This window comes from Solilutibacter tolerans, from assembly GCF_900155935.1.
Taxonomy (GTDB): domain Bacteria; phylum Pseudomonadota; class Gammaproteobacteria; order Xanthomonadales; family Xanthomonadaceae; genus Solilutibacter; species Solilutibacter tolerans.
In genome coordinates, this window is the sequence record NZ_FTLW01000005.1 from 201,279 (window position 1) to 219,650 (window position 18,372).

Here is an 18,372-nt window from a genome sequence, read left to right on the forward strand (position 1 = left end):
GACATGACACCTGCACGCGGCTTCGACTTGGTGGAGTTTTCCACCCGTCGCCGGGTCACCGTCCTGATGATGATGGTGACGCTGGTGCTGTTTGGCTTGATCGCGCTGTCCGGGCTCAAAGTCAATCTCTTGCCAGACCTCAGCTATCCGACGCTCACCGTGCGTACCGAGTACACCGGCGCTGCACCCGCGGAAATCGAGACCTTGGTGACCAAGCCGGTCGAAGAAGCCGTGGGCGTGGTCAAGGGCTTACGCAAATTGAAATCGGTGTCACGCACCGGGCAAAGCGATGTGGTGCTGGAGTTCGCCTGGGGCACCGACATGGACAAGGCGGGTCTGGAAGTCCGCGACAAGATGGAGGCCTTGCAGCTGCCGCTTGAAGTCAAACCGCCAGTCCTGTTGCGCTTCAATCCATCCACCGCGCCCATCATGCGTCTGGTCTTGGCGACCACGGCCAACGATGGTGACAATGGTGCGCTGACGCGCCTGCGCCGCTACGCCGACGATGACCTCAAGCGCAAGCTTGAGCCCGTGGAAGGCGTGGCTGCGGTCAAGGTAGCGGGTGGTTTGGAAGACGAAGTCCAAGTCGACATCGACCAGCAAAAGCTCGCTGCGCTCAACCTGCCGATCGAGACGGTGATCAACCGCCTGCAGCAGGAAAACATCAACATGTCGGGCGGGCGCCTGGAAGAAGGTACGCAGCGTTACCTCGTCCGTACCGTCAACCAGTTCGCAAACGTCGAGGAAATTGGCAACCTCTTGCTGACCACCAGGGCTGCTGGGTCGAGCAGTGATGTCAATGCACAATTGATGTTCGGCGTGATGCGCAGTGGTGACCCGGCGCTGGTAGCAGCTATGAACCAGCAGAACGGCGGAGGGGGTTCAAGCGCTGCAGGCGGTTTGCCCGTGCGTCTGAAGGACGTCGCCACCGTGCGTCAAAGTTTCAAGGAGCGCGAAGCAATCATCCGTCTGGGTGGGAAAGAAGCCGTCGAGCTTGCCCTCTACAAGGAAGGCGATGCGAATACGGTTGCCACTGCCGACAACATCGAGGCAGCGCTCGCGCAGATCCGCAAGCAGATGCCGCCGGACGTCACCCTGACCGCGATCGATGATCAATCGCAATTCATCCGTCATGCGATCAGCGACGTCAAGCTGGACGCCGTGATCGGCGGCCTGCTGGCGATCCTGGTCATTTTCTTGTTCCTGCGCGATGGCTGGAGCACGTTCGTCGTGTCGCTGTCGTTGCCGGTATCGATCATCACCACCTTCTTCTTCATGGGGCAGCTGGATCTCAGCCTCAACGTGATGTCGCTGGGTGGCCTGGCGCTTGCCACAGGCTTGGTGGTCGACGATTCGATCGTCGTGCTCGAATCCATCGCCAAGGCACGTGAGCGCGGTCTCGGGATTCTGGATGCCGCGATCACCGGCACGCGCGAAGTCAGTATGGCAGTAGTTGCTTCCACACTCACCACGATTGCCGTGTTCCTCCCGCTGGTGTTCGTCGAGGGCATCGCCGGTCAGTTGTTCCGCGACCAGGCCTTGACCGTCGCCATCGCGATTGGCGTCTCGCTCATCGTCTCGTTGACCTTGATTCCGATGTTGTCATCGTTGAAAGGCCGCGCGCCTTTGGCCTTCCCTGAAGAAGCACCGCGTCCCGAATACCAGGCCAAGCGTGGATGGCAGAAGCCCTTCGTCGCGGCCGGCCAGATCATCGCCTTGATCGTATCGAGCATCGCCTACGGCTTTGCTTGGGTGGTGATTCGCATCTGGCGCGGGCTCAATCGTGTCGTCGGCCCTGTGATGCGCAAGGCCAGCGACATCGCGATGGCACCGTATGGCCGGGCTGAGCGCGGCTATCTCAAGTTGTTGCCTGCGGCATTGGGACGTCCGGCGTTCGTGTTGATTGCGGCATCCGGTGCGTTTGCCGTATCGATGTTGCTGCTGCCACTGCTCGGCGCGGACTTGATCCCGCAGCTGGCCCAGGATCGTTTCGAAATGACGGTCAAGTTGCCGCCCGGCACCCCCTTGCGCGAAACCGATGCAGTGGTGCGCAAGCTGCAAGCCCAGCATGACAAAGACGAAGGTCTGCAGGCGCTCTATGGTGTCAGTGGCAGCGGTACGCGTCTTGACGCCAGCCCTACTGAAAGCGGCGAGAACATCGCAAAACTGGACGTGGTGATGACCAATGGCGGTAACGCCAAAGTCGAGGCGCGCTTGACTGAGGGTCTGCGTAAATCCATGGCTGGACAGAGCGATGCGCAGGTCGATTTCAGCCGGCCGGAGCTTTTCGCACTGTCCACGCCGCTGGAAATCGAAGTCTCGGGTAGCGACATCGAACAAGTCGAGGCCGCAGGCCGCAAGCTGGCCACGATGTTGCGCGCCAATCCGCATTACACCGATGTCAAGTCAACCGTGGAGCAAGGCTACCCCGAGATTCAGATCCGCTTTGACCAGGAGCGTGCAGCTGCCATTGGTCTCACCACGCGTCAGATCGCTGATGTGGTGGTGAACAAGGTGCGCGGCAACGTGGCGACGCGTTACAGCTTCCGTGATCGCAAGATCGATGTGCTGGTGCGCGCCGAACCCGACCAGCGCGCCACGCTCGATGACATTCGTAACCTCGTTGTGAATCCGGGCTCGTCCTCGCCGGTGCGGTTGTCGGCGGTAGCGGATGTCGTCGCAGGCATTGGCCCGAGCGAAATCCATCGCGCCGACCAAACGCGCGTGGCCGTTGTGTCATCCAACTTGAACGACATCGACCTTGGTGGTGCCGTTGAAGAGGTGGAAGCGATGGTCGCTGACAGCCCGCTCGGCACTGACATCGGCCTGCATATCGGTGGCCAAGGTGAGGAGCTGGCCAGTTCCGTGCGTTCGTTGCTGTTCGCGTTTGGATTGGCCGTGTTCCTGGTTTACCTGGTGATGGCGTCGCAGTTTGAATCACTGCTTCATCCCTTCGTCATCCTGTTCACTATTCCGCTTGCTTTGGTTGGTGCAGTGCTCGCGCTGTTCCTGACCCGCTCGCCGGTATCGGTGGTGGTGTTCATCGGATTGATATTGCTGGTGGGCCTGGTGGTGAAGAACGCGATCATCCTGATCGACAAAGTCAATCAGCTGCGATTGGAAGGCATGCCCAAGCGCGAGGCTTTGATCGAAGGCGCACGTTCGCGCCTGCGCCCGATCATCATGACGACCGCCTGTACCTTGTTCGGCTTCCTGCCGCTGGCACTCGCCGTGGGTGAGGGTGCAGAAGTGCGCTCGCCGATGGCGATCACGGTGATCGGCGGTTTGTTGGTGTCCACCTTGCTGACCTTGATCGTCATCCCGGTCGTGTACGACTTGTTGGACCGCAAGCCGGATGAGGTCTACACCGAGCGTGGGCGTCGTGAGCGCGCGGACCGTGCGGCGCTTGAATCGGCCTTGGCCGACGATGCCGCCGAGCAGGGGATCGCCCACTCATGAGCGTCGCCGAACTCAGCATCAAGCGCCCGGTTACTACCATCATGCTGTTCATTTCGATGGTGGTGGTGGGGTTGATCGCGGCCGTGCGTTTGCCGCTGGAAGCGATGCCGGATGTCTCCGCGCCTTTCATCTACGTGATGCTGCCGTACCCGGGCTCCACGCCGGAGGAAACCGAACGCAGCATCTTGCGTCCCGTCGAGGAAACGCTTTCGACGATGACCGGCGTCAAGAGCATGCAAGGCAATGCCACGTCGGAGAGTGCGGGCATATTCCTGCAGTTTTCGGATTGGAGCCGCGACATCGCCATTGCTACGGCCGATGCCCGCGAGCGCATTGACGCCATTCGCAGCGAGCTGCCAGATGACCTGCGACGTTACATGGTGTTCAAGTGGTCGAGTTCCGACGAAGAGGCCGTCAGCTTGCGCCTGTCCAGCAAGACGCTGGACATGACGCGTGAATATGATCGTCTGGATCGCACCTTCAAGCGCAGGCTAGAACGCATCCCGGGCGTGGCGAAGGTGGAAATTCAAGGCGCACCTCAGAACGAAGTCGAAGTGGCGGTGATGCCGGATCGGTTGAGCGCAAGCGGCATCGGCTTGGATGCCTTGGCCAACAAGCTGCGCACGCTGAATTTCTCGGTGTCAGCCGGTGAGATCGATGACGGTCTGCGCAAGCTGCGCGTGCAGCCACAAGGCGAATTGGTCACTCTTGATCAGCTGCGTGACACCGTGCTCGATTCGCGCGGTACGCGGTTGTCGGATGTCGCCAACGTCGAATTGAAACCGGTCGAAATGCGTTACGGCAGGCGGTTGGATGGCCGCCCCGCCGTCGGTATCGACATCTTCAAGGAGCGCGATGCCAATCTGGTGCAGATGTCGCGTGACGTGCAGGTTGAGCTGGAAAGCATCAGGCAGGACCCGGGCGCGCGCGGCATCGATATCCAGGTCACTGAGGATCAGGGCGAGGCAGTCATCGGCTCCTTGCTGAGCCTCGCGGAAGCCGGCCTCATTGGTTTGGTGTTGTCGGTCATCGTGCTGTATTTCTTCCTTCGAGATTGGCGCGCCACCTTGATGGTGACGCTGGCCATTCCGATCTGTTTCATCATGACGCTCGGCTTCATGTACTTCGCCGGCGTAACCCTCAACGTATTGTCGATGATGGGGCTCTTGCTCGCGATTGGCATGTTGGTGGATAACGCCGTCGTGGTGGTGGAGTCGATCTATCAAGAGCGCGAGAAGATGCCGGACCAGCCGCGCCTGGCTTCGATTATCGGTACGCGCCACGTGGCGATTGCCTTGTCCGCGGGCACGCTCTGTCACTGCATCGTGTTCGTGCCAAATCTGTTTGGCGATCGCAACATGATCAGCATCTATATGTCGCAGATCGCGATCACCATCAGCGTGTCGCTGCTCGCGTCGTGGCTGGTGGCAGTAAGCCTGATCCCAATGCTGTCGGCGCGCCTCAAGACGCCGCCTGCCTTGCATAATCGCACTGGCTTCATCCATCGCCTGCAGGAGCTTTACGCCAAATTCTTGCGCTGGACCTTGGAGCATCGTGCCAAGTCGGTAATGGGCATCTTGCTGGTCATTGCGGTCAGCTTTGTCCCGGCGATGTTGACCAAGTCCAACATGTTCGGTGGGGATGATGCGGGCGAGATCGACATCTTCTATCAGTGGCAGGGTGCGTACACGCGTGACCAGATGTCGGACGAAATCGCCCGCGTCGAGAAGTATCTGGATGCCAATCGCGAGCGTTTCCACATCAAGCAGGTGGCATCGCGCTTCTCCGAAGGCGGCTGGGCTGGCACCAGTATTGAGCTGACCGAGAAAGATGCGGCCCTGGTCGAGAAGGTCACCGAAGACATCCGCAAGGACATGCCAAAGTCGGCCCGCGCCAAGATCGGCATCGGCCAGCAGGGTGGTCCCGGCGGTGGCATGGAGAACAACAAGATCGAGGTGCGGCTGGTTGGCGACTCCACGCAAGTCTTGAACGACTTGGCTGCCGATGTGGTGCCGATCCTGTCGCGCTTGCCGCAGCTGCGCGATGTGCGCGTCGACACCGGAGACCGCAATACCGAGCTCGTTGTGCGGGTGGATCGTGAGCGCGCGGCATCCTTTGGTTTCAGCGCACAGGAAGTGTCGACCTGGGTGGCGATGGCGCTGCGTGGCTCGCCGCTGCGTGAATTCCGCCGTGGAGACACAGAGGTGCCGGTGACCGTGCGTTTCGCCGGTGCCGAAGACTATTCCACCGAAGATCTAGCCACGTTCACGGTCAAGTCGCGTGATGGACGAGATGTGCCGTTGATGGCGATGGTGGATGTCATGCCGCAGGCGGCTGCGAGTGTCATCCAGCGCACCAACCGGCAGACCACGCTGACTATCACCGCCAACCTGGCACCCAAGGTCGTGATGCCGGATGCGCGAAAGGCGATGGAAGGCACCTTGTCCAAGGTGGGTTGGCCTGCTGGTTACAGCTACACTTTTGATCGCGTCAGCTTCATGGACGAAAGCGAGGCGATGAAACAGATGCTGTTCAACCTGATCATCGCGCTGGTCATGATCTACGTGGTGATGGCGGCGGTGTTCGAGTCGATGCTGTTCCCCGTCGCGATCCTGAGCGGCGTGGTGTTCTCGATCTTCGGCGTGTACTGGTTGTTCTTCATCACCGGTACCGAATTCAACATCATGGCTTTCATCGGGATATTGGTGCTGATGGGGGTGGTGGTGAACAACGGCATCGTGATGGTGGAGCACATCAACAACCATCGACGCGCGGGAATGACCCGTACCGATGCACTGGTGGAAGGCAGCCGCGAACGACTGCGCCCGATCCTGATGACGATGGGTACTGCGATCCTTGCCATGATCCCCATCGCGATGGGCGGCACGCAGATGGCGGGCGATGGCCCGGCCTACTACCCGATGGCCCGGGCGATTGCCGGTGGTTTGGCGTTCTCGACCATCGTCAGCCTGCTGTTCCTGCCGACGATCTACGCCATCCTCGACGATTGGAGCGCCAACACCGCGCGCACATGGCGTCTTGCGCGAGGCAAGGACCCGGCGACATCGACCACTGACAAGGTTGCCGTTTCGCACTGAAGCGGCAACCCATTGAGGTGAGGGGCAAGCCGATTAGCCGATCAATTTGCCCAGCATGCGCGCCCCGCCGAGCCACACACCGATGGCGGTGCCGAGGCTGGTCAGGAAGAAGTTGAGCATCACTCGCGCAACTCGGTTGCGCCACCAACCGGGCACGCTCTGCACGTCATCACGCAGCGACATGAAATCCGCATAGGTCGGTTTACGCACCCAAGCTTCGATCAATGCACTCACAGTGCCTGAGGCCAGTGCAGGGTGCAGAGGCGTGACCGGTGAAGACACGAATGCACCCAGAATGGACAACGGATGCCCGCCGGCAATCGCGCATCCAATTGCGCCGAGGCCACCCGTGATCAACACCCAGTAGACGATGAGGTCGGTGCCAACATCAAGTCCGCCCTTCCAGAAACCGTAGGCAAAACCGCCCAACACAAAGGTGGCCAAGATGATGGTGAACCAGGGGATGCCGGATTTCGGCTGCAAAGTTTCTAGCCGCGCAATCGTTTCGGCAAGCGCATCGTTGTCATCGCGTAGGTGGCGTTCGATGCCGGCCATGTGCCCGGCACCGATCACGGCCAATACGCGTTTCGAAACGCCTGCCGTGTCGCGCAATTTCGCAGCCATATAGGCATCGCGCTCGGCGATCACCGTGTCGTACAGGGCAGGATTGTCGGCAGCGAACTCGCTGAAGCTCGCCTCGAGCATGTCGCCTTCTTTCAATTTCTCGATCGCATCGTCCTCGACCTTTTCGTCGAAGAACAGCGAAGCAAGGATGCCACCGCCCAGCATCATTCTGCGCCAGAAGCCCAGCTTCTCGCTGGCGCGCTTGAAGGTGAGGCCGACATCGCGATCGATGAGATGCATCGGCAGCCCGCGAGCCTGCGCCTCGCTTGCGGCGGCTTTCAATTCGGCTCCGGGCTCGATGCCGAGCTGTTCGGCCAAGCGGCGTTGGTAGGCTGCCAGCCCCAGGTTGGCGGCGAACATCGGCACCTTGCCTTCGCGGATCACCTTGACCAGATCGAGCTTCGCCAGTTGATCCGGGTCATTCATCGCGGCATGGCGCTGCGGATCAAGCTCGACTGCCACCGCATCAAAGTCGCCGGTATCAATCGCCGACTTGACCGCATCCACACTCGCCTGCGAGACATGCGCGGTGCCGAGCAGCGTGTAATGCACCCCATCGCGCTCGATTTCCGCATGCGGTTGGCTGCGCCAGTCAAAGGCTGGCGTGTTCGTTTCACTCATTGAATTCAATCCCGATAACGCTTGGTGAGATCGCCGTATTCGTCGATGCGGCGGTCGCGCAGAAACGGCCAGATCCGGCGTACATGTTCGCTACGCGCCATGTCGACATCGGCTAAAAGAATGGTTGGGTCACTGCCTGCTTCGGCGATGAATTCGCCTTGCGGGCCAAGCACATGCGAGTTGCCCCAAAAATCGATGCCGGATGCGCCGATGGGCGAGGGCTCATGGCCGACGCGATTGCAGCTGAGCACAGGCAAGCCGTTGGCAACGGCGTGGCCGCGATGCGACAACACCCATGCATCACGTTGGCGATTTTTCTCGTCATGCGCATCATCAGGGTCCCAGCCGATCGCGGTGGGGTAGAGCAGCAGCTCGGCGCCGGCCAGCGCCATCAGGCGAGCACCTTCGGGATACCACTGGTCCCAACAGACCAGTACGCCGAGACGGCCAATGGATGTGTCGATTGGGGTGAAGCCGAGGTCACCCGGCGTGAAGTAGAACTTCTCGTAAAAGCCCGGATCATCGGGAATGTGCATCTTGCGGTACTTGCCCGCGGTGGAGCCATCGGCATCAAAGACCACCGCAGTATTGTGATACAGCCCGGTTGCGCGCTTCTCGAACAGCGAGCTGACCAGCACCACGCCATGCTGCTTGGCCAGTTGGCCAAGGCGCTCGGTCGAGGGGCCCGGAATCTTCTCGGCCAGGTCGAATTCGTCGACTGACTCGTGTTGGCAGAAATATTTTCCGTTGTGCAGCTCCTGCAGCAATACCAGCTTGGCGCCGGATTTCGCCGCATCCGCGACGCGGGCTTCGATCACCGACAGGTTGGCATCGGCATCGCCATGGTTGGTTTCCTGGATCAGGGCGACGGGCAGGGTCTTGCGGGTCATGGTCAGCTTCGGTTCGCGTGGAGACGCTATGGTAGCGATAAGCCCTGTACACAAGGAAAAGCCCGATGCGATTGATCGGCATGTCCCTTGCCGCTGTGTTGTTGTGCGCTTGCAGTCCCGCCAGCGATGCGCCAACCCCTGTCGCCGCTGCCAATGCGCCCGATGCCTCATCGTCTGATTCTGTCGACATCGAGCCAACCGTGGATGCGCCGCCGCCTGTGCACGAGCCCGGCACGCCGGCCACTGCTCGGAGCGAATACAGCAGTTTGGCCGTGGCGGATTGCAAACTGACTGAGCGGCTGGAGGAAACCGGTGACACCACTCACCGCTGTCCGGGCGTGGCCAATTACGTTTTGGATATGCACGATTCGGATGCGCGCATGTCATTGGATGTCATCGCCGATGGCGCTCAGCCGCAATCACTCGAATTCTGGAGCGTGGCCAGCGGCGCTTTCAGCAATCTGGGTCCACGGGTCGAGTGGCGCTATCCCGCCGAGGCGAAACAGCCGAACGCATTGATTGTTCGTTACGACGCTTTCGAGCAACCCGAACAACCAGAACGCCCCACCTCGTACTTGTTGGTAGTGAAGTTGGCCGCGTCTGACAGTTGCTTGGTGGCGAAGTTACCGCCCGGCCCCGGCCAGAACGAATCGGCACGCGTGGCGGCTGACAAGGCGCAGACCAGCGCCTGCCTCACTCCGCGCTAAGTGCTTTTCAGACCAATCCGGCAGGAAGCTGCATCGTCAAGCAATGCAGGCTGCCGTTCTGCCAGATGATCGGCCGGCAATCGATCTGCACGATCTCGCGGTCGGGGAAGGCCTCCACCAACACAGCCGCAGCCTTCGCATCGGCCGGATCGCCATAAGACGGCATCAGCACCGCACCGTTAACGATGAGGAAATTGGCATAACTAGCCGCAAGGCGCCGCTCGCCATCCAGAATGGGTTGGGCCCACGGCAGCGGGAACAAGCGATACGGCCGGCCGTCGCGCGTGCGCAGGGCGGCGATCTCGTCTGCCATCGCTTTAAGCTCCGCGTAATGGCTGTCCGATTCGTCATCACAGGCCTGGAACACAATGGCGTCATCCGGCGCGAGGCGGGCGAGGGTATCGATATGAGCGTCGGTGTCGTCGCCCTCCAGATAACCGTGGTCCAGCCACAGCACCCGGTCTTGCTTGAGCCAATCGGATAGTTTGCTGGTCAGTTCTTCGCGCGAGGCATCGGGATGACGCTCGTGCAGGCATTGCCAAGTGGTCAGCAAGGTGCCTGCGCCATCGGTTTCGATCGCACCGCCTTCCAGCGCGAAATCGATGGACTCGCGCTTGGCATCACCAAACAGCGACTGTGCCTGCAAGCGCTGGATCAACTGGTCGTCATCGCTCGCGCCGTACTTGCCGCCCCAGCCGGTGAAGCGGAAATCGAGCAGATTGAACATCGCGCCATCACGCAACGTAATCGGTCCCGAATCGCGCAGCCAGGTGTCGTCGTAAGGTGCAGTGACGAAACGCACGCGATCCATCTCGATACGGTTGCTCTGCAGGCGCGCCTGCGCGTAGGCCTCTACATCGTCATCAGCCACCACAATGACCGCCGGCTGGAAGCGGGTGATGCCAGCAACGAGCTGGATATAGGCATTTTCGACTTCGCCCAGACGGGGCGCCCAGTCGGTATCTGCAGTGGGCCAGGCGATCAGGATGGCCGATTGGGGTTCCCACTCGGCGGGAAAACGATAAGGCTGGGTCATCGGTTCAACATACGTGCGTGCACCGCCCATCGGGCAGCGTCAGGGATTAATAGGGTTCAGGAGTTAGCGAATGGGGGGTGCAGGTGCGACTTCCATCGCCGTCGCCTGGGTCAACACCACATCGATCACCTTGCTGCGCTCGAAGTACACGATGTAGGCCGGGTACACCCAGCGATTGATCGTCGGCCATTGGCGCTTCTGTCCGCCACGCGGATCCATGCGAGATTGCGGTGCCCCAAAGGTCCGCTCCACCTGCTGCATACTCATGCCACGTGCAGGCTTGGGGATGCCAGCCTCCTGCTTCACCCGATCGACCAGCAAGGTGTCGGCGTGGGCGATGGGCGTAGCAGCGAAGATCAAGCCGCAAGCGGCGAGGGTAGCGAGCAAAGGACGACGCATGGCGGCTCCCGGCGGTGGATTCAGGAGGATTCTAAGCGTTCCCCGTTCAGCAGGGGTGATGTTGCCGTCTCACACCGAAACAGGGGCGCCAGACACGAAAAAGCCGCCCGGAAGCGGCTTTCTCATCACGTGAATGCGAAGCTCGATTAACGCTGACGAGCCTTGTGCGTGCTTGTGGTTTCAGCGCTGGCGCGCTTTGAAACGCGGGTTGGACTTGCAGATCACGAAGACCTTGCCACGGCGGCGAACGACCTTGCAGTCGCGGTGACGGGCCTTCGCCGACTTCAGGGAGGACAGGACCTTCATGATGGAACCTCGGCAAATAAAACGGAATGGATAACGCTCAGCCCGTCATTATAGCGGCAAAAATTCCGTATGTTCAACTAGTTGGATGCGGCATCGACATTTCGGGGTGAAGCCGTGGCCGCCTGGGCCGGGCTCGGCGATACTGGCGGCCATGCAATCAACCTCAAGCTCCCCGGTTCTCACCATTGATGGTCCCTCCGGCTCCGGCAAAGGCACCATCAGCCGCCGCGTCGCCGAAACCCTTGGCTGGCATTACCTCGATTCGGGCGCACTCTATCGCGCCGTGGGCCTGGCCGCCGCCTGGGAGGGGGTGGACCTGGACGATGACGAGGCGGTCGAGGCCTGCGCCCGTCGTACCCGTATCCGCTTTGCCGATGATGCGGCGGGCGAGCCCCGGGTCTTTGTCAACGGGCAGGACGCGACGGACGAGCTGCGCCTGGAAACTACAGGGGCTGCAGCCTCCAGCATCGCCGCCAAGCCGGGCGTACGAGCCGCCTTGGTCGACATGCAGCACGATTTCCGCCAGCCGCCGGGCCTGGTCGCCGATGGCCGCGACATGGGCACGGTGATCTTCCCCGATGCCGCCTTCAAGGTCTTCCTGACCGCCAGCGCCGCCGAGCGCGCCGAAAGGCGCCATAAGCAGTTGATGGACAAGGGGGTTTCGGTTAATCTGGATAGTCTGCTGGGCGAGATCATCGCCCGTGACGAGCGTGACGCCAACCGGGCGGTCGCGCCGCTCAAGCCCGCGCCGGAGGCCGTCATCATCGACACCACCGGAATCGGTATTGAAGCGGTCGTGGCCCGCGTGCTGGCCCACGTGCACGAAGGCGGCTAACCGTCTCGCGCTGACCCGCGTCCTCAAGCCCCGCAGAACAGCCCCGTCACCTCGCAAGAGTCGGCGGTATTTCACCATCCAACACTCACGGCCAATGGGCAATTCCGCCCGCGCCGACAACGGGTGGATGCGACATCGCACCAGCATGGCGCATCCGGATATCAACCAGAGTAACCAGAAATGACTGAATCATTTGCCGAACTGTTTGAACAAAGCCAGCAGCAGCTGGCGAAGCTGAAGCCGGGCGCCATCGTCGTCGGCACCGTTGTGGATGTCCGCAACGATGTCGTGGTGATCAACGCCGGCCTCAAGTCCGAAGGCATCGTGCCGATCGAACAGTTCCGGAACGATGCGGGCGAAATCGACGTCGGCATCGGCGACCAGGTGAAGGTGGCGCTGGACGCCATCGAGAACGGCTTCGGTGAAACCATCCTCTCGCGCGAGAAAGCCAAGCGCGCCATGGTGTGGGACGAGCTAGAAGAGGCGCTCGAGAAGGGCGACATCATCACCGGTCGCATCAGCGGCAAGGTCAAGGGCGGCTTCACCGTCGACATCAAGGACGTCCGCGCATTCCTGCCGGGTTCGTTGGTGGACGTGCGTCCGGTCCGTGACCCCGTGTACCTCGAGGGCAAGGAACTCGAGTTCAAGCTGATCAAGCTGGATCGCAAGCGCAACAACGTGGTCGTGTCGCGTCGCGCCGTGGTCGAGAGCGAGCATTCGGAAGAGCGCGAGCAGCTGCTCGAGAAGCTGGTCGAAGGCGCCAAGCTGAAGGGCGTGGTCAAGAACCTGACCGATTACGGCGCGTTCGTGGACCTTGGTGGTATCGACGGCCTGCTGCACATCACCGACATGGCCTGGAAGCGCGTGCGTCACCCGAGCGAAGTGGTCGAAGTCGGCCAGGAACTCGATGTGCGCGTGCTCAAGTACGACCGTGAGCGCAACCGCGTGTCGCTCGGCCTCAAGCAGATGGGCGAGGATCCGTGGGACAACATCTCGCGTCGTTACCCGGCCAACACCCGTGCCTTCGGCAAGGTCTCGAACGTCACCGATTACGGCGCGTTCGTCGAGATCGAGCCGGGCGTCGAAGGCCTGGTGCACGTCTCCGAGATGGATTGGACCAACAAGAACGTCAACCCGTCCAAGGTCGTGCAGGTCGGTGACGAAGTCGAAGTGATGGTGCTGGACGTGGATGAAGAGCGTCGCCGCATCTCGCTGGGCATGAAGCAGGTTTCGTCCAACCCGTGGGAAACCTTTGCGGTCATCCACAAGAAGGGCGACAAGGTGTCCGGTCAGATCAAGTCGATCACCGACTTCGGCATCTTCATCGGCCTGGATGGTGGCATCGATGGCCTGGTCCACCTGTCCGACCTCAGCTGGAACAGCAACGTCGAAGACCTGGCCCGCAACTTCAAGAAGGGCGACACGGTGGAAGCCGTGGTGCTGGCGGTCGATCCGGAACGTGAGCGCATCTCGCTGGGCGTCAAGCAGCTGGAGCAGGACCCGATGGGCGGCTATGTCGCTTCCAACTCGCGCGGCTCGATCGTCAAGGGCACCGTGAAGGAAGTGGACGCGAAGGGCGCCACGATCGAACTGGCTGACGGCGTGGAAGGCTATCTGGCCGCCCGCGACATCGCCCAGGATCGCGTCGAAGATGCGTCGCACGTGCTGAAGGTGGGTGAGGAAATCGAAGCCAAGATCATCGGCACCGACCGCAAGAGCCGTGTCATGCAGCTCTCGATCCGTGCCAAGGATCAGGACGAGATGAACGAGACCCTGGCCGAGTACAACCGCAGCACTACGGACGCTTCGAGCGGCACCACCCAGTTGGGTGCGCTGCTGCGCGAGCAGCTCGGCAAGTCTGAGTAATCCATCTAGCAAGCCCCGACGGCGGCTCGGTCAAACGAGCCGTCGTCACGGTCTGCCTGCGTCGATGTCGGCGCAGGCGACTCAAGAGCCAACGGAATGACCAAGTCGGAACTCATCGAAATCCTCGGCCAGCGCCAACGCCACTTGAAGACGGAAGACGTCGACTTGGCGGTCAAGACGCTGCTTGAAATGATGAGTGCGAGCCTCGCCAGCGGCGGGCGAATAGAGGTCCGCGGCTTTGGCAGTTTTTCGCTGCATTATCGGCCGCCCCGCACCGGCCGCAATCCCAAGACCGGTGATGCTGTCGCATTGGCCGGCAAGCATGTCCCGCACTTCAAGCCAGGCAAGGAACTGCGTGAACGCGTCAACGACGTGATGCCGCTTCCCGAAGAAAACTGAAGCCTGTCGCGGGTATCCGCGCATTGGCTTAATGGTTAACATGACGAATGGCATTCGTAGAGCAATGGTTCTGGTTCGTCCTGTTGCTGCCCGCAGCGGCAGTGATGGGATGGGTGGTCGGCCGCCGCGGTGGCGAACGCCACAGCGATAGCCAAGTCAGCAAGCTCTCCACCACGTATTTCCGTGGTCTGAATTACCTCCTCAACGAGCAGCCGGACAAGGCGATCGAGCTGTTTCTGCACATCGCGGAACTGGACAAGGAAACTTTCGAAACGCAGGTGGCGCTTGGCCATCTGTTTCGTCGGCGAGGTGAGGTGGATCGCGCCATCCGACTGCACCAGGCATTGGTTGAGCGCAAGGATCTGAGTGATGCGCAGCGCGTACAGGCCTTGCTGGCGTTGGGCGAGGACTATATGAAGTCCGGATTGCTGGATCGCGCGGAAACCGTGTTCACCGAACTGGCCGCGATCGATCAACGCGCGCCACAAGCGCTGCGTCACCTCATCGATATCTTCCAGTCCGAACGCGACTGGAATAGCGCTATCGACAACGCGCAGCGCTTCGAAGAGGTCACCGGTACACCGATGGGTGAGCTGATCGCGATGTTCGAGTGCGAGCTGGCCGAACGCCATCGCGCCGCGGGTGACATCGAGGCTGCGCGCGCCGCGATCACCCGTGCGTACGCTGCTGATTCAAACGCGGTGCGCCCGGGCATGCTGGAGGGTCGCATCGAAGCGGTCGCCGGCAACCATGCAGCGGCGATTAAGGCCTTCGAGCGCGCCGCACGACACGATCCAGATTACTTGCCCGAAATTCTCCCGGTCTTGCTGGAGAGTTACGAAAAAGTCGGCGACCTGGCAGGCGCCAAGCGCTTCCTGACAGAGATGACGGAGCACTATCGCGGCGTCGCGCCGGTGCTCGCATTGACGCGCCTGACCGAACGAGAGGAGGGCGTGCATGCTGCGCGCCAATACCTGGGCAAGCAGCTCAAGGATCGACCTTCCGTACGTGGCGAGGCGGCGCTGATCGAGCTGACCTTGAACGAAGGCACTGATCCGATGGCTACGCTGCAAGATCTGGGCCACATCACGGATCAGCTTTTGGTGCGCAACCCTAGCTATCGTTGTAGCCAATGCGGTTTCGGCGCACGCTCACATCACTGGCAGTGCCCTAGCTGTCGATCCTGGGGCACGGTCAAGCCCTTGCTCAACTACGCGGTGGTATGACCATGCCGGATTGGGCATGGGGCGTCGCGGCCATGCTAGCCACGATGATCGGCACAGGCTTGGCCCGTCGCTATGCATTGCAGAATCAGCTGCTGGACCAGCCGGGTGAGCGTCGCAATCACACTGTAGCGACACCGCGCGGCGGTGGAATCGCGATGTTGTTGGTGCTGTTGGTTGCGATCGCAGCATTGGCATTGATGCATCCGCAGGATGCAGCCACTTTGGGTCTGATGGGATTGTCCCTCCTTCTGGTCGGTGGTGTCGGTTGGTGGGATGACCATCGCCCCTTGTCGGTCCGTTTGCGCTTGAGCGCACACGCTCTCGCCGCGCTTTGCTTGCTGCTGGCCGGACTACTGCAAGGCTGGCCGCTTTGGGTATCGGTGATAGGCGCGTTGGCTGCGCTGGCGCTGATCAATATCTGGAACTTCATGGATGGCATCGATGGCATCGCCGCGTCGCAGGCGGTGGTTGTCGCCTTGGCTATAGCGGCATGCGTGAGCGGTGCCTGGGCACCTTTTGCTTTCACATTGGCAGGCACTGCGCTCGGGTTTCTCTACTGGAACTTTCCCAAGGCGCGCATCTTTATGGGCGATGTGGGCAGCGGTGTGCTTGGGGTGGCGATGGCGTGGGCCTGGGCGGATCTGACCGCGCAAGACTGGAAGCTGGGACTTGGCATGCTGTTCCCCTTGGGGCCGTTTTTGGTGGATGCGGGCCTGACACTGGGGATGCGTGTCCTGCGCGGCGAGCGTTGGTGGCAGGCGCACTCATCGCATAGTTACCAATTGATGGCGCGGCGACTTGGTGTCCATTACGTGGTGACGGTCGGCTATCTCGTCCTGGCCATCATCGGCGTTGGGGTGGCTTGGTTAGTTGCAGACCGTGATGTGAAATCCGTCTTCATGCTGCTTGCGCTTTTGGCGTGGTATACGGCCTTGGTTATCATATGGCGGTTGATGCGCACCCCCGCCATGGACGCGGCCAATCGGAGCAAGGAATGAAGCTGGATCTGCGAGAGCGTTGGAGTGCGACATTGCCACGTCTGCTCGTCGTTGCGCATGACTTGATTATGGTCGGCTTGGCCTGGGGGGGGCTCCACTGGCTGAGATACAGTGTGGTCGCCGATGGTGCCATGCCAGCATTTGAAGTTGCCCAGCTGGTGATCGTGCTCGTATTGCAAGGCGCTATTTTCTGGTGGGTTGGCCTGTACCGTGGGCTTTGGCGTTTCGCCAGCGTCCCTGATCTCGCCAACCTGGTGAAATCGGGGATGCTGGGGTTGCTGTGCATCGTCATCGGGCTATTTCTCTACAACCGCCTTGAAGGCGTGCCGCGCGCGGTACTGGTTTTGTACCCCTTGGCGCTGCTTGCCTTGCTGGGGCTTCCGAGGCTGCTGTATCGCGCATGGAAGGACACCACATTCGAACGCCGTCAAGACGCCGCCATACGCATCCTCATACTCGGCGCGGGTAGGGCAGGTGAAACCCTGATTCGTGATTTGCTGCGCTCAGGAAGTTATACACCGGTTGGACTTCTCGATGACGCGGCTCGCTTGCGTGGTACACGCGTCCATGGCGTGCCCGTGCTTGGCAAGGTCGAGGATGCCGCCGATATCGCCCGCGAGACCGCGGCGAAGTTGATCGTCATCGCAATGCCTTCGATCAGCGCTGACGAAATGCAGCGCGTCATCAGCATTTGCGAATCGACCGGCTTGCCATTCCGCATGGTGCCAAGACTGCAAGACGTGCTGACGGGCCGTTCGTTACCCGGTCAGTTGAAGGAAGTGGCCATCGAGGACTTGCTTGGGCGTGACCCGGTGCCACCTGACTGGCAAGCCATTCGTGGCTGGTTGGGTGGGCGAAGCGTGCTGGTGACCGGAGCCGGTGGCTCGATTGGTTCCGAGCTCTGCCGGCAGTGCGCTCGCAATGGCGCTGCCCATCTCACCTTGATTGAACAAGATGAGCTCTCCTTGATGCGGATGCAGCAAGAGTTGTCGCGGGATTTTCCTGCGATCAGCTGCATGCCAATCCTGGGTGATTGCGGTGATTCTGCCGTGGTTGCACATGCTTTGCGTAAGCACAAGGTTCAGGCAGTATTCCACGCGGCGGCCTACAAGCAGGTTCCCATCCTTGAAGATCAGCTTCGCGAAGCACTGCGCAACAATGCCATCGCGACTCATGTTGTTGCCAAGGCAGCCGTCGAGGCGGATGTCGGCACCTTCGTCCTGATTTCCACCGACAAGGCCGTGGACCCGGTCAATGTACTCGGTGCGAGCAAGCGGTTGGCCGAATTGGCCTGCCAAGTCCATGCCAGTCAAAGCCAAACCCACTTCGTGACGGTTAGATTCGGCAACGTGCTTGATTCCGCGGGGAGTGTGGTTCCCTTGTTCCGCGAGCAAATTCGTCTGGGCGGGCCTGTGACAGTGACGGACCCCGAAGTCACGCGTTACTTCATGACGATCCCCGAGGCCTGTCAGTTGATCCTACAAGCCTCCGCGATGGGTGCGCACGATGCGATCTACACGCTCGACATGGGCGAGCCGGTTGCCATCCGAAAGCTAGCCGAGCAAATGATCCGTCTTGCCGACAAGCAGCCGGGCAAGGACATCGCCATCGTCTACACCGGGCTGAGACCCGGCGAAAAGTTGCATGAAACCTTGTTCCATGCGGATGAAGGTTACCGCCCCACGACCCATCCCAAAATCCTCAAAGGTGAAACTCGGGGAATTGATGTCACCGCACTGGAGCAGGCGATCGAAAATGTCCGCACGGCTGTGGTGGAATTTGACGAGGCGTCCTTGGCCACTCTGCTACATGACGCGGTGCCTGAGTTTTCACCGATAGAACATACTGAAAGGCAGGGGGGCACGATAATCGTCCCGTTCCCTGGTCGCCGCAGTCGCAGGAGTTGAC

The 18,372-nt window shown here is 60.9% G+C and carries 14 protein-coding genes; 9 read left to right on the forward strand and 5 right to left on the reverse strand.

Annotation, left to right across the window (positions count from 1 at the left end):
* Nucleotides 1-3 precede the first annotated feature (3 nt).
* Both BW989_RS11290 and BW989_RS11295 read left to right on the forward strand, forming a co-directional pair.
* Nucleotides 4-3,459, forward strand: coding sequence for an efflux RND transporter permease subunit (locus tag BW989_RS11290; protein WP_076588325.1), 3,456 nt, complete (start codon nucleotides 4-6; stop codon nucleotides 3,457-3,459).
* Nucleotides 3,456-6,557 carry an efflux RND transporter permease subunit gene (locus BW989_RS11295; protein ID WP_076588327.1) on the forward strand — a complete coding sequence of 1,034 codons (3,102 nt, stop codon included), beginning with the start codon at nucleotides 3,456-3,458 and terminating at the stop codon, nucleotides 6,555-6,557. Before BW989_RS11290 ends, BW989_RS11295 begins: the two co-directional genes overlap by 4 nt.
* A gap of 33 nt (nucleotides 6,558-6,590) precedes the next feature.
* Here BW989_RS11295 and BW989_RS11300 read toward each other — a convergent pair whose 3' ends face one another.
* Together BW989_RS11300 and BW989_RS11305 are read right to left on the reverse strand one after the other, a co-directional pair.
* Complete coding sequence (locus tag BW989_RS11300) at nucleotides 6,591-7,802, reverse strand: TraB/GumN family protein (protein WP_076588329.1); 1,212 nt, start codon at nucleotides 7,800-7,802, stop codon at nucleotides 6,591-6,593.
* Nucleotides 7,803-7,807: 5 nt separating this feature from the next.
* Nucleotides 7,808-8,692, reverse strand: coding sequence for a carbon-nitrogen hydrolase (locus BW989_RS11305; protein WP_076588331.1), 885 nt, complete (start codon nucleotides 8,690-8,692; stop codon nucleotides 7,808-7,810).
* A gap of 80 nt (nucleotides 8,693-8,772) precedes the next feature.
* On the opposite strand from BW989_RS11305, the gene BW989_RS11310 reads away from it, so the two are divergent.
* On the forward strand, nucleotides 8,773-9,399 hold the full coding sequence (locus BW989_RS11310) for a hypothetical protein (RefSeq protein WP_129582914.1): 627 nt from the start codon (nucleotides 8,773-8,775) through the stop codon (nucleotides 9,397-9,399).
* Nucleotides 9,400-9,406: 7 nt separating this feature from the next.
* Here the strand turns inward: BW989_RS11310 and BW989_RS11315 are convergent, their stop codons facing one another.
* The 3 genes from BW989_RS11315 to ykgO all read right to left on the reverse strand — a co-directional run bounded on the left by BW989_RS11315 (nucleotide 9,407) and on the right by ykgO (nucleotide 11,140).
* Entirely contained in the window at nucleotides 9,407-10,435 is a 1,029-nt protein-coding gene (locus tag BW989_RS11315; RefSeq protein ID WP_076588426.1) for an agmatine deiminase family protein, read from the reverse strand.
* Nucleotides 10,436-10,498: 63 nt separating this feature from the next.
* Complete coding sequence (locus BW989_RS11320; RefSeq protein WP_076588335.1) at nucleotides 10,499-10,834, reverse strand: hypothetical protein; 336 nt, start codon at nucleotides 10,832-10,834, stop codon at nucleotides 10,499-10,501.
* Between the two features lie 180 nt (nucleotides 10,835-11,014).
* A complete protein-coding gene (gene ykgO, locus BW989_RS11325) occupies nucleotides 11,015-11,140 on the reverse strand; it encodes a type B 50S ribosomal protein L36 (RefSeq protein WP_010342887.1) in 126 nt (41 codons plus the stop codon).
* A 151-nt stretch (nucleotides 11,141-11,291) separates the two neighbouring features.
* Here ykgO and cmk point away from each other — a divergent pair, with 151 nt between their 5' ends.
* The 6 genes from cmk to BW989_RS11355 all read left to right on the forward strand — a co-directional run bounded on the left by cmk (nucleotide 11,292) and on the right by BW989_RS11355 (nucleotide 18,371).
* Nucleotides 11,292-11,975 carry a (d)CMP kinase gene (gene cmk / locus BW989_RS11330; protein ID WP_076588428.1) on the forward strand — a complete coding sequence of 228 codons (684 nt, stop codon included), beginning with the start codon at nucleotides 11,292-11,294 and terminating at the stop codon, nucleotides 11,973-11,975.
* A gap of 180 nt (nucleotides 11,976-12,155) precedes the next feature.
* Nucleotides 12,156-13,841, forward strand: a complete 1,686-nt coding sequence (gene rpsA, locus BW989_RS11335) for a 30S ribosomal protein S1 (protein ID WP_076588337.1) — start codon at nucleotides 12,156-12,158, stop codon at nucleotides 13,839-13,841.
* A gap of 96 nt (nucleotides 13,842-13,937) precedes the next feature.
* Complete coding sequence (locus tag BW989_RS11340; RefSeq protein ID WP_076588339.1) at nucleotides 13,938-14,240, forward strand: integration host factor subunit beta; 303 nt, start codon at nucleotides 13,938-13,940, stop codon at nucleotides 14,238-14,240.
* A gap of 47 nt (nucleotides 14,241-14,287) precedes the next feature.
* Nucleotides 14,288-15,466: a lipopolysaccharide assembly protein LapB gene (gene lapB / locus BW989_RS11345; RefSeq protein ID WP_076588340.1), complete on the forward strand. Its 1,179-nt coding sequence runs from the start codon at nucleotides 14,288-14,290 to the stop codon at nucleotides 15,464-15,466.
* 2 nt (nucleotides 15,467-15,468) lie between these two features.
* The gene (locus BW989_RS11350) at nucleotides 15,469-16,464 is read left to right on the forward strand and encodes an MraY family glycosyltransferase (protein ID WP_076588430.1); all 996 of its coding nucleotides are present in this window, start codon (nucleotides 15,469-15,471) and stop codon (nucleotides 16,462-16,464) included.
* Nucleotides 16,461-18,371, forward strand: coding sequence for a polysaccharide biosynthesis protein (locus tag BW989_RS11355; protein WP_076588342.1), 1,911 nt, complete (start codon nucleotides 16,461-16,463; stop codon nucleotides 18,369-18,371). The genes BW989_RS11350 and BW989_RS11355 overlap by 4 nt, the downstream gene beginning before the upstream one ends.
* Nucleotide 18,372 lies beyond the last annotated feature (1 nt).

Excerpts from the sequence above, each read along its gene's own strand:
- BW989_RS11290 (WP_076588325.1), top strand. The coding sequence starts at position 4 with ATGACACCTGCACGCGGCTTCGACTTGGTGGAGTTTTCCACCCGTCGC.
- BW989_RS11295 (WP_076588327.1), top strand. The coding sequence starts at position 3,456 with ATGAGCGTCGCCGAACTCAGCATCAAGCGCCCGGTTACTACCATCATG.
- BW989_RS11300 (WP_076588329.1), bottom strand. The coding sequence starts at position 7,802 with ATGAGTGAAACGAACACGCCAGCCTTTGACTGGCGCAGCCAACCGCAT.
- BW989_RS11305 (WP_076588331.1), bottom strand. The coding sequence starts at position 8,692 with ATGACCCGCAAGACCCTGCCCGTCGCCCTGATCCAGGAAACCAACCAT.
- BW989_RS11310 (WP_129582914.1), top strand. The coding sequence starts at position 8,773 with ATGTCCCTTGCCGCTGTGTTGTTGTGCGCTTGCAGTCCCGCCAGCGAT.
- BW989_RS11315 (WP_076588426.1), bottom strand. The coding sequence starts at position 10,435 with ATGACCCAGCCTTATCGTTTTCCCGCCGAGTGGGAACCCCAATCGGCC.
- BW989_RS11320 (WP_076588335.1), bottom strand. The coding sequence starts at position 10,834 with ATGCGTCGTCCTTTGCTCGCTACCCTCGCCGCTTGCGGCTTGATCTTC.
- ykgO (WP_010342887.1), bottom strand. The coding sequence starts at position 11,140 with ATGAAGGTCCTGTCCTCCCTGAAGTCGGCGAAGGCCCGTCACCGCGAC.
- cmk (WP_076588428.1), top strand. The coding sequence starts at position 11,292 with ATGCAATCAACCTCAAGCTCCCCGGTTCTCACCATTGATGGTCCCTCC.
- rpsA (WP_076588337.1), top strand. The coding sequence starts at position 12,156 with ATGACTGAATCATTTGCCGAACTGTTTGAACAAAGCCAGCAGCAGCTG.
- BW989_RS11340 (WP_076588339.1), top strand. The coding sequence starts at position 13,938 with ATGACCAAGTCGGAACTCATCGAAATCCTCGGCCAGCGCCAACGCCAC.
- lapB (WP_076588340.1), top strand. The coding sequence starts at position 14,288 with ATGGCATTCGTAGAGCAATGGTTCTGGTTCGTCCTGTTGCTGCCCGCA.
- BW989_RS11350 (WP_076588430.1), top strand. The coding sequence starts at position 15,469 with ATGCCGGATTGGGCATGGGGCGTCGCGGCCATGCTAGCCACGATGATC.
- BW989_RS11355 (WP_076588342.1), top strand. The coding sequence starts at position 16,461 with ATGAAGCTGGATCTGCGAGAGCGTTGGAGTGCGACATTGCCACGTCTG.